At 37.2% G+C, this 12,419-nt stretch carries 9 protein-coding genes; 1 reads left to right on the top strand and 8 read right to left on the bottom strand.

Going from position 1 to position 12,419, the window contains the following annotated elements; all coding sequences use genetic code 11:
* Positions 1-283: 283 nt before the first annotated feature.
* The 7 genes from AC1Q6O_RS14820 to putP form a co-directional block, all read right to left on the bottom strand.
* The gene (locus AC1Q6O_RS14820) at positions 284-1,336 is read right to left on the bottom strand and encodes a YkvI family membrane protein (RefSeq protein WP_008175178.1); all 1,053 of its coding nucleotides are present in this window, start codon (positions 1,334-1,336) and stop codon (positions 284-286) included.
* Between the two features lie 40 nt (positions 1,337-1,376).
* Positions 1,377-2,483 carry an o-succinylbenzoate synthase gene (gene menC, locus AC1Q6O_RS14825; protein ID WP_043989909.1) on the bottom strand — a complete coding sequence of 369 codons (1,107 nt, stop codon included), beginning with the start codon at positions 2,481-2,483 and terminating at the stop codon, positions 1,377-1,379.
* Between the two features lie 21 nt (positions 2,484-2,504).
* Positions 2,505-3,329 (bottom strand): GNAT family N-acetyltransferase, encoded by an 825-nt coding sequence (locus tag AC1Q6O_RS14830; protein ID WP_008175180.1) that lies wholly within the window; start codon positions 3,327-3,329, stop codon positions 2,505-2,507.
* A complete protein-coding gene (locus tag AC1Q6O_RS14835) occupies positions 3,329-4,474 on the bottom strand; it encodes a M20 peptidase aminoacylase family protein (RefSeq protein ID WP_036121158.1) in 1,146 nt (381 codons plus the stop codon). The genes AC1Q6O_RS14830 and AC1Q6O_RS14835 overlap by 1 nt, the downstream gene beginning before the upstream one ends.
* A 207-nt stretch (positions 4,475-4,681) precedes the next feature.
* A complete protein-coding gene (locus AC1Q6O_RS14840; protein ID WP_008175182.1) occupies positions 4,682-6,169 on the bottom strand; it encodes a peptide MFS transporter in 1,488 nt (495 codons plus the stop codon).
* Between the two features lie 418 nt (positions 6,170-6,587).
* Complete coding sequence (gene hflX / locus AC1Q6O_RS14845; RefSeq protein ID WP_089985787.1) at positions 6,588-7,874, bottom strand: GTPase HflX; 1,287 nt, start codon at positions 7,872-7,874, stop codon at positions 6,588-6,590.
* Between the two features lie 137 nt (positions 7,875-8,011).
* Positions 8,012-9,499 (bottom strand): sodium/proline symporter PutP, encoded by a 1,488-nt coding sequence (gene putP, locus AC1Q6O_RS14850; RefSeq protein ID WP_008175184.1) that lies wholly within the window; start codon positions 9,497-9,499, stop codon positions 8,012-8,014.
* Positions 9,500-9,690: 191 nt separating this feature from the next.
* On the opposite strand from putP, the gene AC1Q6O_RS14855 reads away from it, so the two are divergent.
* Entirely contained in the window at positions 9,691-10,851 is a 1,161-nt protein-coding gene (locus AC1Q6O_RS14855) for a class I SAM-dependent methyltransferase (RefSeq protein WP_008175185.1), read from the top strand.
* Between the two features lie 248 nt (positions 10,852-11,099).
* Here the strand turns inward: AC1Q6O_RS14855 and AC1Q6O_RS14860 are convergent, their stop codons facing one another.
* Positions 11,100-12,419 (bottom strand): ABC transporter permease, encoded by a 1,320-nt coding sequence (locus AC1Q6O_RS14860; RefSeq protein WP_089985788.1) that lies wholly within the window; start codon positions 12,417-12,419, stop codon positions 11,100-11,102.

Consider the following 12,419-nt stretch of genomic DNA (forward strand, 5'->3'; position numbering starts at 1 on the left):
TAATCCCCGGTAGATTTCAATTTTGTGTGTAATGAATGTGTAGTGAAAATGATTATCATTACTCACGATTTCCATTATAGTCATGTTTTCATTCTCAGTCAACATGCAAATGAGAATTATTCTCGGTTTATTTTAAAGGAACTAGAAAACGTGTCTAATTAATGAAATATTAGTATTTTCGGCAAATTTCACACCTTAAATAATTCACTATTTCTACAATTTCTTTATCCAAACAAAATGGTAATTGAGAACACCCCCGCGTCTCAATTACCATTTTTATTCGCTATATGATTCGTCTCACTTTTCTTAACCATGCTGAAATAATGAATATAATTAATACCAAACCTACATATCCCATTACTGCATAGAGCTTAGCTACAAGCGTCGTAAATCCTGCTAGACTTGCTAAAAAGCCTAAAACCCCTATAAAAATAACTGCTACTTTAAAGCTAGGTCTATTAGGCTTAAAGAATCTTACCATAAATGAATAGAGCATCCCTACTGCAGTATTGTAAATCATCCCTAATAGAGAGAAAGTCATTAATAGCCCAACTAATGGATGAATTTCATTTGCTAATGCTAGCATAGGAATATCTAGTCCTATAACAACGTTCATTTTTGCAAGAAGAGAAAAATTAATAAGCAGAATTAAAGCGCCTAATAGAATTCCGCCAATAATGCCCCCCATTCCAGCTATTTTATCATTGCGCACCGAGCCGCACATCACCGTTAATAATGAGAAACTTACTCCAATATTAAATGACATATATAACAAAGCAGTCAACCACCAGCTTTTCGAGCTTATTTGCGCCTGCTGGGCAATTACCGCTTGTTCGACAAAGGTAAGATCCATCGTTGCAATGGCATAGATAGCAATAATAGAAACAATCACTAATAAGTACGGAGTTGCTAGTGCAATAATATTAATGATACTTTTAACATCCATCATCACGGTGGCTACTGTTAGCAGTATCATACATATACTCCCTAGCCAAATAGGTAGTCCAAACATTTGCTGCAATGTTGCACCCGCACCAGCAAACATAATAACAGCCACGCCAAATAAAAACAGTGATAATAAATAATCCAATACAAGACCAACAGCATTACCAGAAATCTGATAAATTAAATCCTTATGAGATGCAGTGCGTAGTCTTGAACTAACCTGGGCTACACACATACCAACAATAGAGAAACCAACCATCGCTAATAGGGCACCATAAACCCCTTTAAAGCCATAGCTTGTAAAATAGAGGACAATTTCCTGTCCAGATGCAAATCCTGCACCAACGATAATTCCTACATAGGCACCGCCGATTTGCAAGCTTTTTTTCAATCAGTTCTCTCCTCGTTTTTTCCTTTATCGTAAATGATTTTTATTGATAGACCTCTTTGCTAATCGTTAGCTTATCAATAACAGCCCTATTAATTGTATAGCCAATGCCGATTTCTTGAGGTACATCAATGTATCCATTTTTGACGATGACTTCTGGATTAATAATATCCTCATACCAATAATGACTAGAGCCAGCAGTATCTCCAGGCAACATAAAATGGCTAAGAGAAGTTAAGGCAATATTATGTGCTCGTCCGATTCCTGCCTCTAACATTCCTCCACACCAAACGGGAATTTGATTCTCCTTGCAGAGGTCATGAATTCGTTTCGCCTCTGTTAAACCGCCAACTCGTCCAATTTTAATATTTATTACACCACAGCTCCCTAGCTCAATTGCTTTACGAGCATCTTCAAACGATGTGATACTTTCATCTAAACATATTGGTGTTTTTATGTTTTTCTGTAGGGTTGCATGATCCACAATATCATCAGTAGCTAGTGGCTGTTCGATCATTAATAAGTTGTAATCATCAAGCTGCTGTAATATGGCGATATCATCCAACGTATAAGCTGAGTTCGCATCGACCATTAAAGGTAGATCCGGTAGCTCTGCACGGATTGCACGCACCACTTCTACATCATAGCCAGGCTTAATTTTCACTTTCACCCTTTTGTAGCCCTTTTCCATATGGCTTTTTATTACTTCTATTAATTGAGCTGTTGAAGCTTGAATACCTACGCTGACCCCAACTTCAATTCGTTGTTTTTGCCCTCCTAAAGCCCTTGCGAGTGATTGCTTTGTTTGCTGGGAATAAATATCCCATATCGTACCTTCTATCGAAGCTTTCGCCATGCAATTTCTGCGAATAGGAGCAAACAATGTAGTCACCTCATCTGGATGCCCAACCTCTTTATGTAGCAAGAGAGGTATTAGAAAATCTTTCAGCATATGCCATGTCGTCTTTAAAGTCTCCTCTGTATACCAAGGCGCTACAAAAGCTACCGTTTCTCCCCATCCAGTAATCCCAGATTCATCTTGTGCTTCTATTAATAACAGTTCCTTTTCATCGATTGTGCCAAAGCTTGTTGTAAATGGTGCTTTCATCGGCATTTTAATATGTCTTAACGTCATCTTTTCTATTTTCACAAACTTCACTCCCTATTATAATTATAAGGCTAATAAGGAGCGTCTGACTAACAGATAGCTATGGACATATTCTGGGTGCTTCTTGACGCGTACAATGGCATAGTCTTGATTGAATAATGTTGTTAAGATCTTTCTAATTTTATAGCGCCAGTCCTCAGCTAGTTTAGGACTTTCAACTTTCACTTTCTGCAAATATTGAGGAATCGGTAATAGATAGGCATCCTGATGAAAGGATTCCTCCATTTGAAATGTATTATCTATGTCTAGGACAGGCAAGCCATCGACAGTTAGTGTCCACGGTACGATTTCATCTGCGATCTCTTCTAGTTCGTCAAGGCTATCCGCCATTTGTTCACGCTCTATCCACCACTCTACAACCAGCCTATCTGATGGCAATCCTTCATTAAAGTCATCTTGAAGAGCGCCGTAATAATCATTTTCGTATTGATAACTCATAGCATTTAGCTTTAAAAATGCTAAATTTGCTAAACTCACCTCCAGAGGCTCAAATAACCAACGAACCAGCTGAAATCCATTTTCTTTTGCGTATTCTTGCTGAGCATGCTTTAATAACTCACCTACACCTTGTTCACGATATGCTTTTTTTACACCAATCATGTGTGAATGTAAGTATATTTCTCTATCATGAGAACCTACAAAGCAATAGTTGAAGCCAATTAGCTTTTCTTCTAAATAAGCACCTAAAACTAATCCGCCATTTTGTACAACTGCTAGTAATTGGTGAGAGGGAATTGCTTGGCTTCCCCATATTTCAGCATTCAACTTTTGGACCTCTCCAATTTCTATAGGTGTCATTACTTTGCGAATATGCACTTGCTCTAACATTATGCTGACGCCTCCTTTGTATCCGTTGATTCCAATGCTAACAAGACTGCTCTCGTAAGAATCTCCACGCCAGTAACAAGTCTTGCTTGTTTAAACTTCATTTTCGGATGGTGTAACCCTGGTGATAACCCACACCCTAAACCCAACATTGTTGTTTTTAAGTGTGGTCGTTTTACCGCATAATGATGAAAATCCTCTCCACCAGGTGTGTGTACCGGCTTTCTTAAATTTGATAATCCAGCAGCTTGTATAATTGCTTGTTCCATAATATATTGTGCACTCGTATCAACTTCTGCTGCTACAATATTGGCAACAGTACGTAATTCAATCTGCACCTTATGCAATAACTTAGACGAATCAATAACACGTTTGACCCCTTGCGCTAAATCGTCCATAACATTATTTTGTTGGGCTCGAATATCAATCGTAAATGAGGCATTTCCAGGTATAATATTTCCTGATTCTCCCCCTGCATGAAACTTTGTCATCTTCACCGAAACAGGTACCATTGGATCGGTATGAATGGTTCGTAAATCCTCAATGATGGTAGCCCCTACTTCGATTGCATTAATGCCAAGGTGTGGCCTTGCAGCATGTGCATCTTCCCCAATAATCTCCCCTTCAAGTAAACGAGAGGCACCATGATACAAGGCAGCACAGTATGTACCATCCTCTAGCTCATGGACTGGTCTTACATGAACTCCAAATAAATAGTCGAGCTCATCAATTACCCCTTCTTCTAAGACCGCTAATGCTCCTGTCCCTTTTTCTTCAGCCGGTTGGAAAATGACACGGATTGTACCATTAAATGATGGCTGTTGTTCTTTTAATAATAAGAGTGCACCAATAGCCATTGTCATATGTCCATCATGCCCACAGGAATGGTTGGCACGGAAATGGCCATCAACCTCCTGCCATAATGCGTCTATATCTGTGCGTAAACCTACTTTAGGACTACCATGACCCACATCCACATAAAGACCTGTAGAATTTTTAAAACGAATTGGCGAAAATCCTTCTTCAGTTAATAAATCTACTATATAATTGGTTGTTTCTACCTCATGCCAGCTAATTTCCGGATTGGCGTGTAAATACGTAAAAATCTCCATTAATCTTGACCTCAAACGGTCCAATTCTTCTTTCATAACATCCAACCCCTTAAAATTTTCTTATAATTATGATTATTATAGCGAAAATAATGATCTTCTACATAGAAACTTATACCCATACTCAATAAAATTACTACTTAAGATAATATATTTCGCGCTAGACTTCATAAATAGACATTAATTTAGATAACAAAAAAAGATGTAAATACAGCCCATTATCCGGACTGTATTTACATCTTTAATTTAGTTAATACCTTTCATTGCCTTTGAAATAATCGGCGATAAAACTAACAATAATATACCAATGACAATTGAAAGCGATCCTAAGAAGCCAAAGTATGTGAATTCGCTTACAACTTCATAAACCTTTACTAACTGCGCATTAATTGCTTGTGCTGCCGCACTTGTTAAAAACCATAAAGACATTGTTTGTGCAGCAAATGCTTGTGGTGCCAATTTCGTCGTAGCAGATAAACCAACTGGTGATAATAATAATTCACCTACAACTACTAAGAAGAATGACAGTACTAACCACCAAGGACTAACTAATGTTTCTCCACCAGATAAATGTGCTGGAATCATCATGACAAGGAATGATAAACCTGCAAAGAATAAGGCGTATGAAAACTTACGTGGCGTAGTTGGCTGCTTGTCTCCCCATTTAAGCCATAACATCGCAAATAATGGTGCCATTGTTATAACAAATAGCGGGTTTAATGACTGGAACCACGAAGATTGAAGCTGAATGCTACCAATACTTAGTTGTGTACGTTCGTCTGCATACGTAGCCAGAATTGTTGCCCCTTGTTCTTGAATCGCCCAAAACATAACGGCTGACAAGAATAATGGAATATAGGCAAGAAGTCGAGATTTTTCATCTTTTGTTGTCTTTTCACTACGATACATATAAATAAAGAAGACTGTTGGAATTAATACACCTAGAGCTGTAATGATTAAACTGAATACATTCATTGTTAAAGTACCCGTTTTAATACCAATAGCACCAAGAATAATAATAAGTAAAGCAACAATACCAAATTGCGCAAAGACTTTTTTACGTTCTTCAGGCTTTAATGGGTTATTAACTTGTAAACCCGCTAAGCCTAAGTATTTTTTCTCTGTTAATTTATAAACAATTAGCCCAATGAACATCCCTAAACCGGCTAAACCAAAGCCTAAGTGGAAGCTATACTTTTGTCCAATTGTTCCGACAATAAATGGTGCAATGAATGCCCCCATATTAATACCCATATAGAAAATAGAGAAGCCTGCATCACGACGGCTATCTGTTTCAGCGTAAATATCCCCAACAATACTTGAAACGTTTGGTTTTAATAACCCAGTCCCCATTACGATAAATGCCATTGAAGCAAATAGCATCGTTACACCGCCAGGCAGTGCTAGCAATAAGTGACCAATCATAATTAACACGCCACCATAAAAAATAGTTCTACGTGTTCCTAATACTCGGTCGGCAATCCATCCACCTATAATACCTGACATATAAACAAGGGAACCATAAATGGCCATAATAGAGTTCGCTGTACCGCGGTCTAGACCTAATCCACCCTGATTCAATTCGTAATACATAAAGAAAATGAGAATTGCTCGCATACCGTAATACGAGAAACGTTCCCAAAATTCTGTGAAAAACAAAGTAAAGAGCCCTTTAGGGTGTCCAACAAAGCCATTTTGAGGGACAGATTTTACAACTTCATCTTTACTAGACATACAATACCCTCTCCCAATTAAAAATATTCTCTTAAAAAAACATTATTACCCTAAAATAAGGATTAAAAAACTGTGTTTCATCATACTAAAGTGTTTTTTTAACTTTAGCAAGAGTTTTAAAAAATGTTGAAAATTTATCATTTTTCTTTAAATTCTGATTGTTCATTTTGATAATTATTAAATCCTTTGATATATCTAAGTTTTCTCACACTTCCGTAGTACAAACTTGTTTTCTGAACATTAAATTATTCTAAAATATTTAAAATTCAGATTTATAACTTTTTATCCAAATTTAAACTATTTTTTCTAAAAATTATTAAAATACGTACATGCTGTTGCTCTAGATTCTATATTCCCCTTAATAACAAAAAGCATGCCAAAATCTTTTTGGCATGCTTTTTATTATTTTTTCATTTTATTAATTTACAACGTATTGCTGATATTTTGCATAATCTGCTTCTTTAACTTCAAGCGATAATAAAGTACCGCCTTCTTCGTATGCTGTATTAGAAACAGAGGCATGTTCATTTAAATAAGAAACAATATTCCCTTGGTCATAAGGTATGAGCATTTCACATGTCACATAATCAGAGAAAATGTGTTGACGAACTAATTGAATTAATTCTTCTAACCCTACCCCTTGTTTTGCTGAAACCCAAATATTATCCCCACTTACAACAGGGTAAGGCACTTGGGCAAGATCAGCTTTATTGTAAACATAGATGGTTGGGATACCTTCAACTCCTACCGCTTTTAATGTTTCATTTGTAACGTCCATCATAAAACCATGCTCTGAATTAGAAACATCTACGACATGTAATAAAAGATCTGCATCTCTTGCCTCTTCTAATGTGGAGCGGAACGCTTTTACTAGATGGTGAGGCAACTTGCTTACAAATCCAACTGTGTCCGTTAATAAAAATGTCTTTTTATCAGGTAGCTCTATCTGACGAACTGAGGTTTCAAGCGTAGCAAAAAGCATATCCTTCTCAAAGACTTGTTTATGCTCTTCTTGTCCTATCTCTGCCAGCAACTGATTCATAATCGTTGACTTACCAGCATTCGTATAGCCGACAATAGATACTACCGGAAGGGCATTTTTTCGACGCTGTTTCCGCTGCGTTTCTCGTTGATCTTTGACCTGCTCTAGATCCTTTTTGATTTTCGCTATTTGATCTTCAATTTTTCGACGATCCAATTCTAGCTTTGTTTCCCCAGCACCTCGGTTTTTAAAGCCACCACCTGTACCTCCACCCTGACGGCTTAAAGAGGCATGTAAGCCCACTAAGCGTGGGAGCATATATTGAAGCTGTGCTAGTTCTACCTGCATTTGTGCCTCCCGTGTTTTCGCACGTCGGCCAAAAATATCTAAAATAAGCATTGTTCGATCAATAACTTTTGTTGCTAGATCACGCTCTAAATTACGAATTTGCGACGGTGATAGCTCATCATTAAAAATAACGAGATTTGCTTGTGCTTCTTCATAGAAATTTTTGATTTCTTCTATTTTACCTGTACCAACATAATGGGAAGGTGTCACGCGCTCTAAATTTTGCGTAACTACCCCTACAACCTCCACATTGAGAGCCTCTGTTAAATTTCGAAGCTCTTCCATTGAATACTCAAAGTGCGCATCATTCCGTAAATTTACGCCAACGAGAATGGCCTTTTCAATTAATACATCAACTTCCTTAATTCTATCCATTAGAAACCTCCCACCAAAGCCTTGGTGACCCTACGACAAATTTTCTCCATCTTACCATAAATTACACCTGTCCGTATGTTCGGAACGTTATGAAAAACGTTTCAAAAAATGCGCCTCTTAGAAAAGGCGCATTTCACTTATTTTCTTTCTTCTTTTAATAATACTTCCGAACGGTTAAACTCTTCTTCAATTTCTTCATTATGTCTATACGTCAATAGACTAACAATAACCGCAACGATTAAACATACAAAGAAGCCTGGCACAATTTCATATAGGGCACTTGATAATGATTCAACTTTCCCCCAAATAAATGCTGTTGCAGCACCCGTTACCATTCCACTTAAAGCTCCGTAATTCGTTAACTTTCTCCAATATAAAGAAAGTAAAATGACTGGCCCAAATGCTGCACCGAATCCTGCCCATGCAAAACCAACTAAACTTAAGATCGAGCTATCTGGATTCCAGGCTAAAATTGCTGCAATAATCGCAACAACTAATACAGCCATACGCCCTACAAAAACATAATGCTTATCGGTTGCTGTTTTGTTAAACAGTGCTTTATAAATATCCTCTACAAGTGCCGAAGAGGTAACGATTAATTGCGATGAAATGGTACTCATAACAGCAGCTAAAATGGCCGCTAGCATAATTCCAGCTATAAATGGATGGAATAAAATTTGTCCAAGTACAATAAATACTGTTTCAGCGTCTTTTAGCTCACCTGCATTTTGTTCATAATAAGCTACCCCTACTAACGCTGTCCCAATGGCGCCAAATAAACTTAACATCATCCAGCCAATACCAATACGACGAGCCTGCTTTGTTTCCTTTACAGAGCTGATGGCCATAAAGCGTACAATAATATGTGGCTGCCCAAAATAGCCTAATCCCCAGGCAAGTGAGGAAATAATACCGGCTGCTGTTGCAGTGGCAGGTAACATGTTTAACAGATCTGGGCTAACTGCTTTAATAGAAGTAATTGTATCCCCTATCCCACCTGTTACAAAAAGACCGAATAGCGGTACAGCAATAAGTGCTATAAACATGATAAGTCCTTGTAAAAAATCGGTATAACTTACTGCTAAAAATCCACCGAACAATGTATAGGCTACTACTACTGCCGAAACAATTAACAAACCTGTATGATAGTCATAACCAAATGAGCTATCGAAAAATTTGCCCCCTGCTACCATCCCGGAAGAAACATAAAATGTGAAAAATAATAAAATAATGATACCTGAAGCAATTCTTATTAACTTCGTATGATCGCGTAATCGATTGTCCAAATAACTCGGTATTGTAATGGAATCATTGGTAACCTGTGTATAAACGCGTAGCCGTGGTGCTACTAATAACCAGTTTAAATAAGCACCTACAGTTAACCCAATGGCAATCCAAGCCTCAACAAGACCTGATAAAAAAATAGCACCAGGTAAGCCCATTAAAAGCCAGCCAGACATGTCCGCCGCACCTGCACTTAGAGCCGTTACAGCCGGACCTAAGGAACGACCACCAAGCATATAGTCTGTTAAATTGGATGTTTTAACGAATGCATACCAACCTATCGCTAGCATGGCGACCATATAAATAATAATTGCTAATAATTGATACATATTATCTGACATACTTTTTCCTCCTATTCAGTCTTTAGTATCACCAATTCATAAAGAAATACTATACACATAAAGATACCATGAACATACAATTCTACCTATAATTACACAGAATTTTTGTGAAATTTTTTTCAAAAACATTGTTCGTTATAAAATGTGTTAAACTAGTGCCATCTATTACACAATAAAGTAGGCGAAAATGTATGACATTTGAAGAAATGAAAGCTCATCTCATAGAAAGAATTTTACAGCAACAGCTAGTTACTGCGACAATAAGTCAACCTCGCATGAAATCTAATGAAGTTAAACGCATGAAGTTGAAGCCTTTAATGTTAAAGAACAGTTATCATATACAAATTGAATACCAATATGAACGAATTTTAAAACATGAAAATATTCAATTGACCGAATTTCCCGCTAAGCTGGAGACTATATTCGAAGATTATCGCCAAGCCCATGTTGATTTTATTGATGAAAAAGTACAAGTCCAATTATCCAAAAAGAATAAAGTACTTTGGAAATCCGATCAATCCGGTACACCTAAGCAAGTTAATTTGGCACATAATCGTAAAAAGAATTACTTACTTTCGGATGATCAACCTTATCCGTTTTTAATCCGGCTTGGCGTGCAAACAGAGGATGGAAAAGTTAAAAAACAAAAATACGATAAATTTAAGCAAATTAATCGCTTTATTGAATTTATTGACGATGCTTTATCCTACTTACCAAAAAATCGGCAAGTTCGTATTTTAGATTTCGGATCAGGCAAATCGTATTTAACGTTTGCTTTGTATCATTATTTAAAAATCGAAAAAGGTCTAGATATACGTGTAACAGGCCTAGATCTAAAAAAGGAAGTTATTGAAGAGTGTTCAAGAATAGCACAAGACCTAGGCTATGACCAGCTTGAATTTCTTGTAGGAGATATTAATGATTATAATGAGGAATCCGCTGTAGACATGGTCGTAACACTGCATGCGTGCGATGTTGCCACAGATATGGCTTTAGCCCGTGCCGTGAAATGGGGCGCAAGCGTTATATTAAGTGTTCCTTGTTGCCAACATGAATTGAATCGTCAACTAAATACCCCTTCATTGGACATTATGTTACAACACGGTCTTATCCGAGAGCGTTTCGCCGCCCTTGCTACCGATTCCATTCGGGCCGAAATCTTGTCCCTTGTAGGCTATGAAGCACAGCTTCTTGAATTTATTGATATGGAAAATACGCCTAAAAATATTTTAATCCGAGCATACCGAACAGGAAAAAAAGCAAGTATAGAGCAACGTGCCAACTATGATGCTTTCTTAAATTTATTACATGCAACACCATTTTTACAAACGGAGTTAAAAGAGTATTTATAACATACCAAAAAGGGTCATCCGACTATAGACAAGCTCGAAAATTTTGAGTGTGGCTATAGTCTTTTTTGTTTTACGAAGCTGATGCTTTTCATGATGGATAGTCGAGAGAAAATATCCACTCTCTTCATGTTTACTTTTGAACAGCTACTAGCCTATCTGGTGTAGTTATTCACCAATAAAGAACAAAAACCATCGAGAATGAAAACTTCTCGATGGTTTTGTCTACAGTCTAAGGCAAGCCAACCTTATTATAGCTCTTGTCGTAAAGCATGGATGACATCAATTTTCGTCGCCTTACGAGCAGGACGATAACCTGAGATCATTGCTACTCCAATACTAATACCTGCTGCAATAACGACTAGCTGCCATGGAATAAGAGAGAATGTAATATCATTTGTAGCAAATGCATCTTCTCCTGTGGCTGCTTTTAGAATCAACGGCAGCACTGCATTTGCCGCAAAACTAATGGCGTATGAAATGATAACCGCAATGAAGGTTCCTAAAAGCCCAATAAACGTACTTTCCATTAAAAATAAACGTTGGATCAGTTTTGGACTCGCACCGATCGCTTTTAATACACCTATTTCACGAGTTCGCTCTGTCACCGCCATTGTCATCGTATTGAAAATACCGATGGAAGCAATGAGCACCGCAATCGTACCAACAAAAATCAAACCAATTTTTAATACTAAGAAAAATACATTCATTTGATCTAATTGCTCCGTCACGGAATAGACACTGTAGCCATTATCTTTTAGTTTTTCTAAAATTGGCTTCACGTTTTCCAAAGTATCAGCAAAAATATTGAATTCTGAGTAAAACAATTCCTCCTTGGTTGTATCTCCAAGAGCGGAAAAATTCTCAACTAATGCTGGCTTTTGTGCTATGTCCATATGAATAGTATTATCAATCATCCAATCATACGAAGGTTGCTCCATGACACCAACAATTGTATAGGTCATTTTTTCTGTTTCCTCATTGTTACCAGTGTTAGGCAATAGTGATATGTTAATGTTCTGTCCAATTAATGATTTTTTATAGCCTTCATCACTTCCATTATAATAGGTACCATCTGCCTCAGCCTTTTTGCTTTTTTCTTTAATCACATTGCGATCGGCCTCATTCAATAATGTTTGTGCAAAATGATAGCCGACCACTATTTCATTTGGCTTTGATGGATATACACCTTCTGCAAGCTTGCCATTCACCTGCTCAAAATCCTTCATATCGTTCAAAATTAAACTAGAAGTTGAATCACGATCACCTAAGAAGGAATGTGCAGAGGCATTCATGCCCACCGTTTCAAGTACTGTTTCCACATGATCTATCCTTTTAATTTCTTGGACCTGATCTTCTGTAAATTGCTTATCCCCATACACTTGAATTTTCGTAACTGTTTCATTTGAAAGGATTTCATTACGTAGAGATTCCTGTAATCCAAAACCGACGGATGCTAGTACGATAAGGAAAGCACAGCCCATCGTTGCAGCTAGAACCGTCATAAAAACACGTAATTTATTTTTCTTGATATGCTGCGTGACAAAATCTATTTGGTCTTTAAATAACAT

Source organism: Lysinibacillus sp. GW823-FHT06C08 (assembly GCF_058795135.1).

What these genes read in the sequence shown, in the direction of transcription:
- AC1Q6O_RS14835 (WP_036121158.1), bottom strand. Translation starts at nt 4,474, where the DNA reads ATGAAAGAAGAATTGGACCGTTTGAGGTCAAGATTAATGGAGATTTTT.
- AC1Q6O_RS14860 (WP_089985788.1), bottom strand. Translation starts at nt 12,419, where the DNA reads ATGTTATTTAAAGACCAAATAGATTTTGTCACGCAGCATATCAAGAAA.
- hflX (WP_089985787.1), bottom strand. Translation starts at nt 7,874, where the DNA reads ATGGATAGAATTAAGGAAGTTGATGTATTAATTGAAAAGGCCATTCTC.
- AC1Q6O_RS14840 (WP_008175182.1), bottom strand. Translation starts at nt 6,169, where the DNA reads ATGTCTAGTAAAGATGAAGTTGTAAAATCTGTCCCTCAAAATGGCTTT.
- AC1Q6O_RS14855 (WP_008175185.1), top strand. Translation starts at nt 9,691, where the DNA reads ATGACATTTGAAGAAATGAAAGCTCATCTCATAGAAAGAATTTTACAG.
- putP (WP_008175184.1), bottom strand. Translation starts at nt 9,499, where the DNA reads ATGTCAGATAATATGTATCAATTATTAGCAATTATTATTTATATGGTC.
- AC1Q6O_RS14830 (WP_008175180.1), bottom strand. Translation starts at nt 3,329, where the DNA reads ATGTTAGAGCAAGTGCATATTCGCAAAGTAATGACACCTATAGAAATT.